The sequence below is a fragment of the Corynebacterium sp. genome, from assembly GCF_030152825.1.
Classification (GTDB): Bacteria; Actinomycetota; Actinomycetes; order Mycobacteriales; family Mycobacteriaceae; genus Corynebacterium.
In genome coordinates this window covers 112,596-128,511 of record NZ_JASLIP010000006.1, presented here as the reverse complement: position 1 = coordinate 128,511, position 15,916 = coordinate 112,596, and the positions used below count along the sequence as shown (strand labels likewise).

At 66.7% G+C, this 15,916-nt stretch carries 16 protein-coding genes; 6 read left to right on the top strand and 10 right to left on the bottom strand.

Going from position 1 to position 15,916, the window contains the following annotated elements; all coding sequences use genetic code 11:
- Positions 1-40: 40 nt before the first annotated feature.
- Genes Q1V78_RS01030 through Q1V78_RS01020 form a run of 3 tightly spaced genes read right to left on the bottom strand, consistent with a single transcriptional unit; the run spans position 41 to position 2,452 of the window.
- A complete protein-coding gene (locus tag Q1V78_RS01030) occupies positions 41-1,168 on the bottom strand; it encodes a TIGR02569 family protein (RefSeq protein WP_300610648.1) in 1,128 nt (375 codons plus the stop codon).
- 13 nt (positions 1,169-1,181) lie between these two features.
- The gene (locus Q1V78_RS01025; RefSeq protein ID WP_300610646.1) at positions 1,182-2,186 is read right to left on the bottom strand and encodes a DUF3152 domain-containing protein; all 1,005 of its coding nucleotides are present in this window, start codon (positions 2,184-2,186) and stop codon (positions 1,182-1,184) included.
- Between the two features lie 32 nt (positions 2,187-2,218).
- Positions 2,219-2,452, bottom strand: a complete 234-nt coding sequence (locus Q1V78_RS01020) for a DUF3107 domain-containing protein (RefSeq protein ID WP_300610644.1) — start codon at positions 2,450-2,452, stop codon at positions 2,219-2,221.
- A gap of 102 nt (positions 2,453-2,554) precedes the next feature.
- On the opposite strand from Q1V78_RS01020, the gene Q1V78_RS01015 reads away from it, so the two are divergent.
- Complete coding sequence (locus Q1V78_RS01015; RefSeq protein WP_300610642.1) at positions 2,555-4,027, top strand: DEAD/DEAH box helicase; 1,473 nt, start codon at positions 2,555-2,557, stop codon at positions 4,025-4,027.
- 95 nt (positions 4,028-4,122) lie between these two features.
- Entirely contained in the window at positions 4,123-5,313 is a 1,191-nt protein-coding gene (locus tag Q1V78_RS01010) for a hypothetical protein (RefSeq protein ID WP_300610640.1), read from the top strand.
- Here the strand turns inward: Q1V78_RS01010 and Q1V78_RS01005 are convergent.
- A complete protein-coding gene (locus tag Q1V78_RS01005) occupies positions 5,310-5,723 on the bottom strand; it encodes a hypothetical protein (RefSeq protein ID WP_300610638.1) in 414 nt (137 codons plus the stop codon). The genes Q1V78_RS01010 and Q1V78_RS01005 overlap by 4 nt on opposite strands.
- Positions 5,724-6,372: 649 nt before the next feature.
- Between Q1V78_RS01005 and Q1V78_RS01000 the strand changes: the two genes are divergently transcribed.
- Entirely contained in the window at positions 6,373-6,633 is a 261-nt protein-coding gene (locus Q1V78_RS01000) for a WhiB family transcriptional regulator (RefSeq protein ID WP_148812280.1), read from the top strand.
- Positions 6,634-7,007: 374 nt separating this feature from the next.
- Here the strand turns inward: Q1V78_RS01000 and rsrA are convergent, their stop codons facing one another.
- The 3 genes from rsrA to Q1V78_RS00985 all read right to left on the bottom strand — a co-directional run bounded on the left by rsrA (position 7,008) and on the right by Q1V78_RS00985 (position 8,797).
- Complete coding sequence (rsrA, locus tag Q1V78_RS00995) at positions 7,008-7,292, bottom strand: mycothiol system anti-sigma-R factor (RefSeq protein ID WP_300610633.1); 285 nt, start codon at positions 7,290-7,292, stop codon at positions 7,008-7,010.
- 12 nt (positions 7,293-7,304) lie between these two features.
- Positions 7,305-7,937: a sigma-70 family RNA polymerase sigma factor gene (locus Q1V78_RS00990; RefSeq protein ID WP_300610631.1), complete on the bottom strand. Its 633-nt coding sequence runs from the start codon at positions 7,935-7,937 to the stop codon at positions 7,305-7,307.
- Between the two features lie 164 nt (positions 7,938-8,101).
- Positions 8,102-8,797 carry an SOS response-associated peptidase gene (locus Q1V78_RS00985; RefSeq protein ID WP_300610629.1) on the bottom strand — a complete coding sequence of 232 codons (696 nt, stop codon included), beginning with the start codon at positions 8,795-8,797 and terminating at the stop codon, positions 8,102-8,104.
- Positions 8,798-8,834: 37 nt separating this feature from the next.
- Here Q1V78_RS00985 and aroA point away from each other — a divergent pair, with 37 nt between their 5' ends.
- Positions 8,835-10,190: a 3-phosphoshikimate 1-carboxyvinyltransferase gene (gene aroA, locus Q1V78_RS00980; protein WP_300610627.1), complete on the top strand. Its 1,356-nt coding sequence runs from the start codon at positions 8,835-8,837 to the stop codon at positions 10,188-10,190.
- 3 nt (positions 10,191-10,193) lie between these two features.
- Positions 10,194-11,204 (top strand): ribosome small subunit-dependent GTPase A, encoded by a 1,011-nt coding sequence (gene rsgA, locus Q1V78_RS00975; RefSeq protein WP_300610625.1) that lies wholly within the window; start codon positions 10,194-10,196, stop codon positions 11,202-11,204.
- Positions 11,205-11,320: 116 nt separating this feature from the next.
- On the opposite strand, the gene Q1V78_RS00970 is transcribed toward rsgA, so the two are convergent.
- Both Q1V78_RS00970 and Q1V78_RS00965 read right to left on the bottom strand, forming a co-directional pair.
- Entirely contained in the window at positions 11,321-11,839 is a 519-nt protein-coding gene (locus Q1V78_RS00970) for a hypothetical protein (RefSeq protein ID WP_300610623.1), read from the bottom strand.
- Between the two features lies 1 nt (position 11,840).
- Positions 11,841-12,251 (bottom strand): HAD family hydrolase, encoded by a 411-nt coding sequence (locus Q1V78_RS00965; RefSeq protein ID WP_148813304.1) that lies wholly within the window; start codon positions 12,249-12,251, stop codon positions 11,841-11,843.
- Between the two features lie 223 nt (positions 12,252-12,474).
- Between Q1V78_RS00965 and Q1V78_RS00960 the strand changes: the two genes are divergently transcribed.
- Positions 12,475-13,164 carry a hypothetical protein gene (locus Q1V78_RS00960; protein ID WP_300610620.1) on the top strand — a complete coding sequence of 230 codons (690 nt, stop codon included), beginning with the start codon at positions 12,475-12,477 and terminating at the stop codon, positions 13,162-13,164.
- 51 nt (positions 13,165-13,215) lie between these two features.
- Here Q1V78_RS00960 and secA read toward each other — a convergent pair whose 3' ends face one another.
- The gene (gene secA, locus Q1V78_RS00955; protein WP_300610618.1) at positions 13,216-15,810 is read right to left on the bottom strand and encodes a preprotein translocase subunit SecA; all 2,595 of its coding nucleotides are present in this window, start codon (positions 15,808-15,810) and stop codon (positions 13,216-13,218) included.
- Between the last annotated feature and the right edge of the window lie 106 nt (positions 15,811-15,916).

Genomic DNA, 15,916 nt, shown 5'->3' with positions numbered 1-15,916 from the left:
CACGCCCCGCCGCGTCCGTCCGCGGTGTTCGATTTTCTTACTATCGCCCCTGCTCAGGACGTTTTTCGACGTCCGCGCCGCCACGCTCGTCGGCATCCTCGCTGTCCTCGTCGCTGTCCTGTTCCCCCGCCGAGTCACCCGCCGTTTCCACGGCGTCGTCGCCAGCGTCGTCCCCGCCTTCTCCGGCGGCCTCGCCCTCGTCTTCCCACTCCTGCCGTGCCTCGTTCTGCTGCTCGCGCGCGGCGATGACGTCCGCGGTGCGCGACAGCCCCGGCCAGGCTTCCGGCCGTGAGTTGGGCAGCATGGCGTGCAGCGCGAGCCGGTAGAGCACGGCGCGCAGGGCGAGCTGCATGAAGTCCGGGATGTGGGACCAGCGGTCCAACAGGGCGTCGTCCCCGTTGCCCCAGGCCATCGCGTCGACGACGAGCAGCGCAACGGACCAGCCGGTGGGGTGCCATGCGGGCACCAGGTCGGTGATCGCGGGGTCGGCGGCACCGTCGAAGATCATGCAACCAATGACGTCGCCGTGGACCAGCTGGTCTTCCGCCATGATCTCGGTACGCAGTGCGGTGATTTCCACGGCCTTGGCCAGGGCCTCGGCGATGTCCTTGCGGGGCACGGCGGTGGCGTCCATGGCCGGGGCGATCCACTCTTGGGGTTGCTCGGCGAAGGCGGCGGCATCCGCGGCGGCGAAGATCTCCGTCTGTCCCCAGGTGCCCGTGAGCTCCGGGGGTGCCAGGAACTCCGGTCGTGGCAGGCCGCGGAGGGATTCGTTGATGCGCAGTGCGGCGGCGGCCATCTCGTCGAAACGCGGCGCGCGGTGCCCGGAGAGGAAGGTCCGCGCCCGCCACCCGGAGACCGTGTACCGGCCATCGGTGGAGAGCATGGGGCGCGATACACCCACCCCCGCGGGCCGCATCTTGGCGGTGGTTTTGGCGATCCAGGACGCCCGCATCGGCTCCTCGGCCAGGGAGATCACCGCGCGGTCGCAACGCCAGCCATAGGACCACAGCTGGTCAAGCTGGACGGGGTTATCCACGTGCGCGTGGAAGCCGTTGAGGATATGGGCCGGCGGCGGGGTCCTCAGCGCGCCAGCAGGGCCAGCTGCACCGGAGCTAGCAGCACCGGCCGAGCGGGCACCGTCACTAGCAGAGCGGGCGTCATTCACGGCGAGTCACCTCTTATTGTTCTTCCGCAACCGGGTACGGCCAGGGGTTCGCGCGACAGGTGGAGTCGCTCTCCCCGTAGATATCCTCGTTGCTGATGTCCCGGAGCACGCGGTTATCCACGCTCAAGGTCTGCTGCATCATGATCGGCGCGAGCTGCCCATCCTTCGGGCAGGGCTGGTGCGCGGCGAATCCGATGCCGTGGCCGACCTCGTGGTTGATGACGTACTGGCGGTAGGCGCCGAGGTCCCCCTGGAATGGGATCGCGCCGCGGATCCAGCGGGATTCGTTGATGACGACCCGGTTGCCGTCGGAGTAGAAGCAGCTGGTCTCCAGCTTGAAGGTGTTGCCGCAGACCTCGTGAGTGTGGTCCTGGGAGGCCAGTTGGATCCGCAGGTCGGGTTCCTTGCCCTCCGGCAGCTCACCGGCGGCGACGTGCTGGAAGGCGAACTTGCCGCGCCCGATCCAGCCGCGCGGGTCGGAGAGGATCGCGTCCACCGTCGCGGCGAAGGCGTCGTCCCCGCCGAAGGCGGCGGTGTTGATCGTGTCCTCGATCTCGATGGTGTAGGTGAAGAGTTTCCCGCCGCCGACCTTCGGTCCCGGGGCACCGACGGTGCGGAATTTGCCGCTGCTGTTTTCGGTCACTGGTCCGCCGGGCGGAAGCTGCCCGGTCGGCAGATCCCCGTAGCCCGAACCGGGGACGGGACCGGCAGCGCCGTCGGCGGGGTCGTCGCTGTTGCTGGTGGCTGCCACGTCGGTGGCGGCGTCCTCCCCTGCCCCGCGGAAGGCATCGACGAGGACGAGCACGCTGACCAGCGCGAGAACCGCGACGATCCCGATGCGGACGTGGGGGTCGCTGAAGTTGAGCCAGTTGGCACCCTGCCCCTGGGAGCGCCGGTCGATGCGGGGCGGGGTGCGGGCGTGTTCGGGTTCGGGCAGCGCGAACTCCTCGCGGCGCGCACGCCGGTGGCGCGGCCCGCCCTGTGTGTTCTCGCTACCCGTGCCCTGGGGGTTACTCACCTCGCTCAACCTCTATCTGCCCTAAAGACGGATCAGATGAAGCCCACGGAGCGTGGCTTCTCGGCGCCGACCTGAATGTAGGCGATCTGCTCGCGCAGCAGGACGGTCTTGGTGCCGCGGGCATCCTCGACCACGGTGGTGGTGGCGGTGCCGTCGGTCAGGAAGTTCTGCAGCTCATCGACGAGTTCCGCCTGCTTGACCTCGTTCTTGTCGAGGTCGATGGCGAGCTCGCGCTGGGAGTTAATGAAGCCAATCTTCAGTTGCATGCTTTTCGATCTCCGTCCGTTGGTTCTTGAAAGATCTGGCGCACTCGTCGGTGCGCTAATGTGACCATTATAGTACTGCCTTGTTTTAGGGAGGTTCCGACCGTGCCATCGCCCCATCTCTCCTCCGATGATCACTCGGGGGCGACCCCTGGACCGACGTTCCGTTCCTTGGGGGTGGCGGCCGAGATCGCCGAAGCGTTGGAGCAGGCGGGCATGCCGACGGCGTTTGCGATCCAGGAGCTGACCCTGCCGATCGCGTTGCGGGGCGATGATCTGATCGGTCAGGCTCGCACGGGGATGGGCAAGACCTTGGGTTTCGGCGTGCCGTTGTTGGACCGGGTTTTCGACGACGCCGGCATCACCGAACTTGATGGCAGCGTTCGCGGCCTCGTGGTGGTTCCCACCCGTGAGCTGTGCCTGCAGGTGGCCGAGGATCTGACTCTGGCTGCGGCGAACCTCGTGATTCCCGCGACGAAGCACCGGGTGGCGGTCACGCCGATCTATGGCGGGGTGGGTTTCAACCAGCAGATTCGAGCACTGAACCGGGGCACGGATGTGGTGGTGGGCACGCCGGGCCGCCTGTTGGATCTGCACCGCCGGGGCGAGCTGGAGCTTGCCGGGGTGGAGGTGCTGGTGCTGGATGAGGCCGATGAGATGCTGGATCAGGGCTTCCTGGATGATGTTCGGCAGATCATGTCGCTGACCAGGACGGACCGGCAGACGATGCTGTTTTCCGCAACGATGCCGGGGCCGATCCTGAGCCTGTCGCGGGAGTTCATGAAGCAGCCGGTGATGATCCAGGCGGATTCCACGGCCGCGGCGGATACGCACGAGCGCGTCACCCAGATCGCGTTCCAGTCCCACAAGCTGGATCGGATGTCCACGCTCTCCCGTATTCTGCAGAGCCCGGGCCGGGGCCGGACGATTGTGTTCACCCCGACGAAGCGGCAGGCCGCGATGGTCGCCGAGGATCTCGCCGCGTGGGGTTTTAGGGTCGGCGCGGTGCATGGCGATATGCGCCAGGCGGACCGTGAGCAGTCCCTGCAGCTGTTCCGGGACGGGGTGGTGGACGTCATGGTCGCCACGGACGTGGCTGCCCGCGGCATCGACGTCACGGATGTCACCCATGTGGTCAACTACCAGGTCCCGGAGGACGAGCGGACGTATGTGCACCGGATTGGTCGCACGGCGCGCGCGGGTAAGGACGGCACCGCGATCACCCTGGTCGGTTGGGATGAGGTGCCCCGGTGGGACCACATCAGCGAGGCGCTGGGGCTGGGCCTGGAGAACCCGCCGCAGTGGTTCTCCCAGTCCCCTGAGTTGCTGGAGGTCCTGGGGCTGCCCACGGACGAGGAGCTGAGCGACCGGGTGGGACCGAATCGTCGGGTTGCTGGTTCGGCAGCGGTGACGGCGCCGGCTCGGCGTTCCCGTGGTGCTCGCGGTGAGCGCGGCTCCGGGGCTGGCTCACGTGGCCAGGGCTCTCGTGGCCGCGGTCAGGGCTCGCATGGTCGGGGCCGTGGCGGCCGCGGTCGGGGTGGTCGCTCCCGCGGTGGGAATGGCGGGGCAAAGAACTAATGGCTCCTCACTCCCCCGCTCAGCCTGCGCCACCCACGCCAACGCCGCGCCGTTGGCCCCGCCCGGAGCGGGCTAGCCACAAGGATTTTTTGGCGGTGGGCGCGATCGCCGTGGTTCTCGTCGTGGTGCTGGTCGCCAGCTGGTGGGGTTCGGACGCCCGCCGGGTGGAGCACACCCAGGCCTCCACTCTTTCCGCCCCGGCTGCGGCCGAGACCGCGCCGACAAAGCTGCGGGAGCTGTGGCGGGGAACTTCTCCGCAGACGGTCGCCCCGATCCTGCTTTCTGGTGGCGTGCTCACCGCCGAGGACGATGTGCTTTCCATGCGCGATCTGCGCTCGGGCGAGGTGGCGTGGACCTACGACCGCGGGTTGCCGCTGTGCGATGTGACCTTTAGCAACGAGCGGATTGTCGCGGTCTACCGTGGCCCGAAGGGCTGCGGGGATGTGGTGAGCCTGACCGCTGGTACCGGCGAGTACGCCCATACCCGCTCGGCCCTGGCGGAGGATTCCGCCACGGCACTGCGTTCGAATGACTCCACGGGTATCGTCTCCCCACACCGAGTGGAGCTGTGGCGCAGCGACCTGGTGCGCACCACGGAGGTGGGCCGCCAGGAAACCCCGGTGAAGAAGGAGGAGCAGCGCTACGCGGACTGCCCGTTTACCTCTGCCCTGACCCGCACCGAGCTGCTGGCGACCACCCAACACTGCGAGAGCGAGGACAAGATGCTGCTGCGGTTACTCAAGACGAAGCCGGAGCGTTCGGATGTGCCGGAGGATCTCCACACTTTCTACGTGCCCCGGGATGGGCAGTTGGTGGCGATCGCGCAGCACCACGCGGCGGTGTACGCGCCGAAGGGCGCCCGCGGCGATGGGAAGCCACAGCTGATTGTGGCCAGCGATACCGGTGAAGTCAGCCACCACCCGATGCCCGCTGCCTCGGCGCTGGCTGGCGCTTCTCAAAAAGCCCCGGTCCTGCCGGTCACGGCGGACCTGCCGCACAATATGACGTGGTGGACGGGTGATGCCGTCGTCGGGTTCCACCCGACGAGCCTGGCCCCGGAGTTCACGGTGCGCGGCGCGCTGGGCGCAGGCGCGAACATGGCCGACCGCCTGCTGGTGCCCATCGAGGGCGGCATCCGGGTCTTCGACACGGAACACAAGAAGACCGAGCGGACACTCCCTGTTCGCCGCGACGGCCTCGCAGCTGGCGCGCCGGTGCACCTCCGGGTCAGTGGTGGCTTCGTGGTGGAGCAGCGCGGCGACGAGCTCGTAGTGCTCGGTTCCTAGTCGCGGTAGTGGTCCATCGTCCACCAATTGACGGCGGTGGGGTTGAACAGCAGCGCGAGCCCAAGAATCAGGACCAGTGTGGTGGGCACGGCCAACTCGGGACGTCCGGAACGGAACATGTAATAAGCCACGGGAACCAGGCAGATCTGCAGCATGACCACTGGACCGCGCCCCCAGGAGCGTCCCCGGTAGAGGAAGTAACCGCATACGGCGACGGCCCCGAAGATGAAGAAGAACCACAGGGCGGTGCCGTAGCCGCTGATTTTCGCGGTGGGGTCGTGGAAGCCCTGGGCTTCGCGGACGACGAGGAAGATGCCGAAGGCGATGCCGATGAGGCCCTGGATCAGGCCGTAGATGCCGGCGTATTGGATCACTGTGGGTGGCTTGGAGTAGTTCTTCGGGGAGCTCATGCCGATGAGTCTAGCCTTAGCGGGCTCGCTTCCCATTTCTGACCACTCCGCCCTCATGGACGGACCAGTAAACCGCGGGTGAGAAGCAGGACGGTGGGCGCAGCCACGCCGCACCAACCAGGCAAATAAGGGGCTCCTACGTCACTCGGCGTCATTACCCAAATCGAAACAATGTGAGCTTGGTTACATTTTCTGGGTTAACTCTAGGCAACCTGGGAAATACATGTCATACTCCTTGATGTAACCGCGAAGGCGGTGGGGGAACAACAGCCTACTCACGTTTATGTTGTGGCGTTTTAGCCACGCCATGGCGCGGGTATTGCAGTGCCGCTTTCCCGGCGCGCATGTTCGTTCCGCACCGCCTGATCTGCCCTTACCCGCGATTCTTCGCATCCCACTGCGTTGCACCAAGGCGCCGCGAGGCCGTATTCGCTCCTCCCCCGGAGCGCTATCGACGACATCATCGGCCCCCGCGCACTGGCTGCTCGCAGGCAGCCGAAGCCAGCAGCCATTGGGACGCCCGAAAGTTTCGCAGTTAACCGCCCGTTAACCTTTCTGCCGGTCCCCTGCTGGCAGAAAACCCCGCCAGGCCACCCCCGTGGCGTGACGGACCGCTACGACCGCCCGATAGGCATGAAAGGACTTGATCATGGATTGGCGCCACAAGGCTGTATGCCGCCAGGAAGACCCCGAGCTGTTTTTCCCCGTCGGGAACTCCGGCCCGGCTCTCGCCCAGACCGCGAAGGCAAAGCTGGTGTGCAACCGCTGCCCAGTGACCACGGATTGCCTCGCGTGGGCAATCAGCTCCGGCCAGGACGCCGGCGTGTGGGGTGGCATGTCTGAGGACGAGCGTCGCGTGCTGAAGCGCCGCAACAACCGCGCTCGAACCCGCGCCCGCGCGAACGCTTAATAGTTCCCGCTGCCCCTGATTTCCGCTGCCCACTGCTGGGCGGATAGACTATAGCGGTTAAATAATTTCATTGCCCGATCGCTGCGCCGGCTACTCCCCTGGGAACGCTGGTGCACATGCTTTAAGGAGAATTCATGAGCAAGCGTGGCCGTAAGCGCAAGGACCGTCGCAAGAACAAGGCGAACCACGGCAAGCGTCCAAACGCATAATGCCGATCACCCCGCGCTGGGGTGCCGCTGAACGGGTCCGGGAGTTTCCCCGGGCCCGTTTTTCGTTTCTTTATCTCACCGGATACTCCCGCATCGGCTTAGCGCTGAATCGACGGAGCCCCCGAGACTCAACTCTCCTCGCCGAACCCCTACCCGGAATGCTTGCTATCCCCGGGAGGTGCGGTAAACCACCCGCAGCTGGGTGGTGATGCGACTGCGCAGCTCCACTGGCGCGGCCTGGGCGCAGCGGACGCGCAGCAGTTCGCGGATTTCGCGTTCCACGCCGAGTTTCTCCACGCAGCTGGGACAGTTGTCGAGGTGCTGCTGCAGCTGGGCCCGAAGTCCCTCATCGCATCCGCCGTCGACGTACTCGTAGAGGACATCCACAAGGTCCCGGCATTCGATGTCGCGCTGAGGGGTGCCTGCATTCGGCTCAACGTTGTCACTCATTGTGCTTCTCGCCTATCCCTTCGCCTTGGTTTCTTCTTCGACGCCGATCCCGTGTTCCGCGGCGACGTCCTTCAGTTTCTTGCGCAGTGCTTTCCGGCCCCGGTGCAGGCGGCTCATGACGGTGCCGATGGGGACGTCGAGGATCTCCGCGATTTCCTTGTAGGCGAAGCCTTCGACGTCGGCGTAGTAGACCACCATGCGGTAGTCCTCGCTGATATCCATGAGCGCGTCGATGATGCGCTGGTCGGGGATCCGCTTGAGCGCCTCAATTTCCGCGGAGGCGAGGCCGTCCGGGGTGTGGGACATCGCGTCGGCCTGCTGCCAATCGGTCATGTCCTCCGCGGAGGATTCATAGGGGCGGCGCTGCTGCTTGCGGTACTCATTGATGTAGGTGTTGGTGAGGATGCGGTAGAGCCAGGCTTTGAGGTTGGTGCCGGGCTTGAAGGAGCGGAAGGCCTGGAAGGCCTTGATGTACGCATCCTGCACGAGATCCTGCGCGTCGGCGGGGTTGCGAGTCATCCGCAACGCCGCACCGTAGAGCTGGTCCAGCAGCGGCAGCGCGTCGCTTTCGAAGCGGGCGAGCAGCTCCTCGTCGGGCTCCTCGGTGCGCAGCGTGGCGGCGCGCTGGGGGGTGGGGGAACTCATGTTCTCCTCTCTGCTGGGTCAATGGCATCAACGTGGTGTAGACCCATTCTATTCCCCTCCCACTGCAGCGCTGCCTCCCCCTTCCACTCTTAAGTTCAGTTGTAAAATTGCAATAAAATACCAAGATTTTCCGCACGACGGCCTGTGCCCCTCTCTGAAGGGGGCTACCGACCGATCAAATGCGGCCCATTATTAGCCACGTTGCCGACTGCCTTATCCGCCTTCTCGCTCACTAGGCTGCCCAAACCGTGCTGAGGCGGTGCCGCCGCTATCGCGCGCAGCATTACCTCGTCCCCCTCGAGCCAGCGGCGCACCTCGTCGTCCGCGCCTCCCGGCCCTCCCGCATCGCCAGCGCCGCTCCCCTCACCCAGCACGAGCACCCGCGGCATCCGGTGATGCAGCCACTCCAACTCCGGGGTGGCTGCCGTGGTCACCATCGTCGCGTACACCACCCCGTCCACCGCCTTGCACAGCCCGGCGATGAAGATCGGCTCCCCGCCCGCGTGCGTGAACCACGGCTGCTTCCGCCGATCCCCCGGCGCGGGGTCCTTATCAGCGGTCCACTCGTACCAGCCGTCCATGATGAACACGCACGGCTCCGAGCCCGCGAAGGTCGGCTTGTCGAAGGCCGTCTCCCCGCGCGCGTTGAAGACTGTCTTCGGCGGATAGCCCCACACCGCCGGCCCGAGAGTCGGCACCCCACGAAACGGCCGCAGCACCGGTACCGTGTGGGTGGGCGCGATGTTGTAGTTCTCCCGCGGCCCCTCCCCGACCATCGCGACCCGCTGCTGCCCGCTCCGGCGCCGTATGGCGTCCACGAGCTGCTCGGGCGTGCTGTAAAGGACATAACGGCCACACATGGGACCCATTATCCCCAAAAAATGAGAGACTAGAGCCATGTCGACTAGCACCCACCCCGCCTGGCCCGCCCCCACCGCATCTGGCCCCGTCACCGCGACGGTGCCCGTCCCCGGTTCCAAGTCCATCACCAACCGCGCGCTCGTCCTCGCAGCGCTCGCCGACGGGCCAGCCACCATCACCAACACCCTCATCAGCCGCGACACGAACCTCATGCTCGACGCGCTGCGCACCCTCGGGGTGGGTGTAGAGATCTTGAGCTCCGAGGGGGCTGCCGCCACCGTGCGCATCACCCCGCCCACCCAGTTCACCGGCGGGCACATCGACTGCGGCCTTGCGGGCACCGTCATGCGCTTCGTCCCGCCCGTCGCCGCACTGGCCACCGCCCCCGTCAGCTTCGACGGCGACCCGCAGGCACGCCGCCGCCCCATGGACCAGACCCTGGACTCCATCCGCGGCCTGGGTGCCGGCATCGGCGAGGGCACAGACGCCACCGAGCCCAACGCGGACACCAGCACCCTGCCCTTTACCGTCCTGCCCGCGGCGGGCGGCGCTGCACCAACCGGCGGCAAGGTCCGCATCGACGCCTCTGGCTCCAGCCAGTTCGTCTCCGGGCTGTTGCTGGTCGGCGCCCGCTTCTCTGACGGCGTGCGCATCGTCCACACCGGTTCCTCCGTGCCCAGCAAGCCCCACATCGACATGACAATCGACATGCTCGCCCAGGCGGGCGTCGTCGTCGAAACGGGCACAGAGGAAGTCACCGGCAACCCCACCTGGACCGTCCACCCCGGCCCGATCAAGGCCGTGGACTGGGTCATCGAACCGGACCTCTCCAACGCCACGCCGTTCCTCGCCGCGGGCGCGCTGACCAAGGGAGCGGTGAGCGTCCCCCACTGGCCAGCCGCAACCACCCAACCAGGCGACCAGATCCGCCCTATCCTCGAAGCAATGGGCGCGACCGTCACCCTGGCAGACGGCACCCTGACCGCCAGCGCCACCGGCCCCCTGCAGGGCGTGGACTGGGACATGGGCGACATCGGGGAGCTCACCCCCACCGTCGCAGCCCTGGCAGCCCTGGCCACCACCGAGACCCGCCTGCGAGGTATTGCCCACCTGCGCGGGCACGAAACCGACCGCCTCCACGCCCTGGCCGCGGAGATCAACGCGCTCGGTGGCAGCGTCGCCGAAGCCGAGGACGGCCTGCACATCACCCCAGTCCCCCTCGCCGGTGCCCGCTGGCGCTCCTACGCCGACCACCGGATGGCCACCGCCGGCGCCATCATCGGCCTGCTGGTCCCCGGCGTGGAGGTCGAGGACGTCGCCACCACCGCCAAGACCATGCCCGGCTTCGAGCACATGTGGGCCCAGATGCTGGGCGAGCCCGGGGAGGCTTAAGCAATGGCGCGCTACCAGTGGGATGAGTCCGACGTTCGCGTGCGCCCCAACCGCCGCGGCTCCCGCCCCCGCACCAAGCAACGCCCCAAGCACAAGGACGCCAAATGGGGCATGGTGATCTCCCGCGACCGCGGCCGCTGGGGCGTGGTCCTCGACGAGACCGGCGTGGAGGTCACCTGCATGCTCGCCCGTGAGATGGGGCGTACCCCCATCGTCGTCGGCGACCGGGTGGGCGTGGTGGGCGATACCTCCGGGCGGAAGGACACCCTGGCCCGCATCGTCCGCCAGGCTGAGCGCGACACCGTGCTGCGCCGCACCGCGGACGACACCGACCCCTACGAGCGCATCGTCGTCGCGAATGCAAAGAACCTGCTGATCGTCACCGCCGTCGCCGACCCGCCACCGCGGGCCGGGTTCGTGGAGCGCGCCCTGATCGCCGCCTTCGTCGGTGGCCTGCAGCCCGTGCTGTGCCTGACGAAGACCGACCTGGAAGACCCGGAGGCCTTCGCCGCCGAGTTCCGCGAGCTGGACGTGCCCGTCCACTACACCGGCACCAGCAACGAGCTCGCCGAGCTCACCGGGGTCATCACCGGCGAAGTCTCCGCCCTGGTTGGGCATTCGGGTGTTGGTAAGTCCACGATGGTCAACCGGCTAGTTCCGGACGCCGACCGGGAAACCGGGGACGTCTCCGGGGTCGGCAAGGGCCGCCACACCTCCACCCAGTCGGTTGCCCTGCCCCTTCCCGGTGGCGGCTGGATCATCGACACCCCCGGCATCCGCAGCTTCGGGCTCGCCCACGTGGACCCAGACACCGTGGTGCAGGTCTTCGACGACCTCCGTGAAGTCGTGCAGGACTGCCCCCGCGGCTGCACGCACCTGGGCCCGCCGGCGGATCCGGAGTGCGCGCTCGACACCCTGGAGGGTGCGTCCGGGCGCCGCGCTGCCGCGGTGCGCCGCCTGCTGACCGCGCTGCGCAGCAACAACGAGTGGGAGCTCCCCTTCGAGACGGAATAGCCCGGGGAAGGCCGTAGACAGAAACAAGCCCGCGTGGGCTGCCTCATTGGCGGCGCACGCGGGCTTCAGCTTGTCGCGTAGCTTCAGTAGCTCCCGTACCTTTCAGGAGCCTCCCGCTACATCAGGTCGACGAGCACCCCCAGCTCCTTGCTGTCGTACCAGCTCATGAGGTTATCCTCGCAATCCCCCAGCGCGAGCTCCGCGTCCTCATCCCCCAGATCCGCATCATCGATGCACTCCTTGGCCCGCTGCGTGGCCGCCTCCGCATCCTCGTCATCGGTGTGGATCGCCCGCAGCTGCTTCAGCTCCAGCTGAGCAGGCTGAACGCGCAGCACCGAATCCCCACCGGTCGGATCGGCGGTGAGGTTGGCGTCCGGAATATCCGCGGCCAAGACGACCCTGCGGTTCGGGAACTTCTCCTCGGCACCGGAGGCGTCCTCCGTCGCCAACAGGCGCAACGACGCACGCGCGGCATCCAGGAAGGCCGTGTACTCCAGCTCCTCGTCATCCCCGGAGGTGTAGAACTCGCGCACCGCCTGGGTCAGCCCGAACACCACCCCGGAACGGATCGGAAGCACCTGGTCGCGGGCGAAATCCGCGAGCATCGAGTGGGTCGCCGGGATGAAAACGCGCATCCTAGAACTCACCCTCCAGCTCGAAGATGTTCTGCACCTCGACGATCATCCGGTCGAACTGCTGGTAGTACACGCCGATCATGCCGGCCTCCACCGCGCCCTTGACGTTGATGATGGAATCATCCACCAGCACCAGGTCGTTCACCGGCAGCTCCAGGCGGTCCGCGACCTCCTGGAAGATCTTCTCGTCCGGCTTCTCGACGCCAACCTCGCCGGAGAGGACGACGGTGTCCACGTAGCCGTCCTTCTCCCACTGACGAATCGGGTCGGAGGAGGCATCATCCGGCGCGTTGGAGACGATGGCCACGGCCAGCCCCTCCTCGCGGACAGCGCTCAGCAGCTTGCGCCAGCGGCGACGATCTTCTTCGGCTCCATCGAGCACACCATTATGGTCAACAACTAGTCCTCGCATGCCCTATATTCTGCCATTTTCCACTAGCGGCGCGCAGCACTCGGCTACGCTGAGGCGCACATGCTGCGCGCATCGGGGGGATGCGCGGGCAACAGCGTGGGGCAAAGGGGGAAAGATGTCGAGCCCAACACTGACAAGACCGGGTAGCCGCGGGGCTGAAACCAGCGCGCCTCCAAGGGGCGCGCGAGGTGACACCGCGCGAGATGAGCAGCATGTTGGCGGGGTGCAGCTCGGCGGAGAGAAAGCGCCTGCGAAGAAGCCGAAGAAGATCCCGCCGCTGGCGTCCATACCGAAGCCGGGCTATAACTTCCTACGCATCCCCGCGGGACTGCGGGCGGAGGGGCCAGCGGGCCGCTTCCTCAGCGCAGCGCCGGCAGCTGTGGCTGCGACAACAACGGCGGCGGGGTCAGCACCGGCGGTGGCTGGGCCGGTAGAGGCAGGCACGAAGAAGAACCACCGGGAATCGGGAGCCCTCCCGGCAACCGCGCCGGTGGCGTCGTCCCCGGTGCAGACCCCGGCAGCCACCGCCACGATTATCGAGCAGAGCAGCCCACAGAACACCGTGGACCTGGCAACCCTGGGCCGCTGGATCGTGCTGTGGCTAGAGGCCCGGGAGGGCCGCCGCGCGCCGATGAGCCTGCGGCGTGGGCCCTACTCCCCGGCCGTGATCGAGGATCTGCGCCGCGCCAGCAGCCCGGCCACGGGTGGTGCCCGGCTGCTGCGGGTGCACGCCCAGAAAACCCGCTTCGGGCAGATCCGCTTCTCCGCCTCCGCGTTCTACGACGGTCGCGTGCGCGCTATCGCGGGCTTCCTCGACGACGGCGAAGGCCGGCACGGTACCCGATCCCCGCAACGTTCGCGGGGCGAGCTCCGTGCCGGCCTCTGGCGGGTGGAACAAATCCACCTGATCTAGCTGGTCGCCGCTCGGCTGGCTGACCCGGTAGCCAACCCAACCGTTGCCTACCTAGCCGCCGATGGTGTGCTCCGGCTTGGCGTTCTCGTCGCCGTGGCCCTCGGCCGGGTCCTCCACCTGGAAGGCACCCGCCTGGGCGAGCTGCGTGCGCACCAGGAAGAGCTGACGGATCGTCTCCTCGCGAATGCCCTCCTTCATGCGGTTAAACATGTCGCCACCCTCGCGCTGGTACTCCACCAGCGGGTCACGCTGCGCCATCGCGCGCAGGCCGATGCCCTCCTTGAGGTAATCCATCTCGTAGAGGTGCTCGCGCCACTTCTGGTCCACGACGTTCAGCAGCACGCCGCGCTCCATGCCGCGCATCTGCTCCTCGCCGCCCATCTCGATGACGGCGTCCTCCAGCTTGTCGTACTGCGCATTCGCGTCCGCCAGCACGGCCTCCAGCAGTTGGGAGGAGCTCAGCTCGCCCGGCTTGCCGTACTCGCTGCCGGAGATCAGGGACTCGTAGCTCATGGTCGGGCCGTACAGGGACTGCAGCGCCTGCCACAGCTCGTCTAGGTCCCAGTCCTCCACGTAACCCTCGGCGGTCGCCGCAGTGACGTACGCGGTGATCGTGTCCTCCAGCATCCCGCGGATCTGACGCTGCACGTCCTCGCCCTCGAGGATCTGGCGGCGCTCGGCGTAGATCACCTTGCGCTGCTCGTTCATGACCTCGTCGTACTTCAGGACGTTCTTGCGCATCTCGAAGTTGGCGGCCTCCACCTGGGACTGCGCGCCCTTGATGGCGTTGGTGACCATCTTCGAGTCGATGGCCTCGTGGTCCGGGATGTTCAGGCGAGTCATCATCGCCTCCATGGACTGGCCCACGAAGCGGGTGATGAGGTCGTCACGCATGGACAGGTAGAAGCGGGTCTCGCCCGGGTCGCCCTGGCGCGCGGAACGGCCGCGCAGCTGGTTATCGATGCGGCGGGACTCGTGGCGCTCGGTGCCCAGCACGTACAGGCCACCGGCCTCGAGGACCTCCTCGGCCAGCTGCTTCGACTTCTCGCGGGCCTTGATGATCTCCTCATCCCAGGCCTCCTGGTAGGCCTCCGGGTCCTCCACCGGGTCGAAACCGCGCTCGCGGAGGGTCTGGTCGGCGATGATGTCCGGGTTACCACCCAGCACGATGTCCGTACCGCGACCCGCCATGTTCGTCGCGACGGTCACCGCGCCCGGCAGGCCGGCGCGGGCGATGATCTCCGCCTCCTGCTCGTGGTACTTCGCGTTGAGGACGCTGTGCTTAATGCCGCGGCTCTGCAGTAGTTTCGACAGGTACTCGGAACGCTCCACGGAGGTGGTACCGACCAGCACCGGCTGGCCCTTCTCCACGCGCTCGGCGATGTCCTCGGCGGCCGCCTCGAACTTCGCCTCCTGGGTCTTGTAGATCAAGTCGACGTGGTCCACGCGCTTGTTCGGGCGGTTCGTCGGGATCGGTGCGACGTCGAGCTTGTAGGTCTGCTTCAGCTCCGCGGCCTCGGTCTCCGCGGTACCGGTCATGCCGGACAGCTTGTCGTAGAGGCGGAAGTAGTTCTGCAGGGTGATCGTCGCGAGCGTCTGGTTCTCGTTCTTGATCTCGACGTTTTCCTTCGCCTCGATCGCCTGGTGGATGCCCTCGTTGTAGCGGCGCCCGTCCAGGATGCGGCCCGTGAACTCGTCGACGATCATGACCTCGCCGTCGCGGACGATGTAGTCCTTGTCGCGGATGAACAGCTCCTTGGCCTTGATGGCGTTGTTCAGGTAGCTGACCAGCTGCGAGTGCTCCGGGGCGTAGAGGTTGTCGATGCCCAGCTGGTTCTCGACGAACTCCACGCCCTCCTCCTTGACGCCGATGGTCTTCTTGCGCTCGTCGACCTCGTAGTGGATGTCTCGGGTCAGGCGCGGGGCGATGCGCGCGAAGGCGGTGAACCACTGCGAGGAGCTCTCGACCGGACCGGAGATGATCAGCGGGGTGCGGGCCTCATCGATGAGGATCGAGTCGATCTCATCGACGATGGCGTAGTGGTGGCCGCGCTGAACCAGGTCGTCGAGGGAGTGCGCCATGTTGTCGCGCAGGTAGTCGAAGCCGAACTCGTTGTTCGTGCCGTAGGTGATGTCCGCGTTGTAGGCGCGGCGGCGCTCGGCCGGGCGCTTCTCGGACAGGATCACGTCGGTGCTCAGCCCCAGGAAGTGGTGGACACGGCCCATCCACTCGGAGTCACGCTTGGCCAGGTAGTCGTTCACGGTAACGACGTGCACGCCCTTGCCCTCCAGGGCGTTGAGGTAGGCTGGCAACACACTGGTCAGGGTCTTACCCTCACCGGTCTTCATCTCGGCGACGTAACCGAAGTGCAGGGCGGCACCGCCCATGATCTGCACCTTGTAGTGCTTCTGGCCGAGCACGCGCCAGGATGCCTCGCGGGCGGTAGCGAAGGCCTCGAGCAGGATGTCGTCGAGCTTCTCGCCGTCCTCGAGGCGCTTCTTGAACTCGTCCGTCTTCGCCCGGAGATCCTCATCGCTGAGAGCCGAGTACTCGTCATCGAGCTCCATTACCTGATCGGCAATCTTGTCGAGCCGCTTGACGGCGCGGCCTTCGCCCCAGCGCAAAATCTTGGATAGTCCTAGCACGTCCTGCTCGTCCTTTTCTACGTTTCTTACGTCTCGTACGTTCGTTGTCTAGCTTCGACGCATAATCAGCCCATCATTCTACTCTGTTGGATGGGGCTGACGGCAA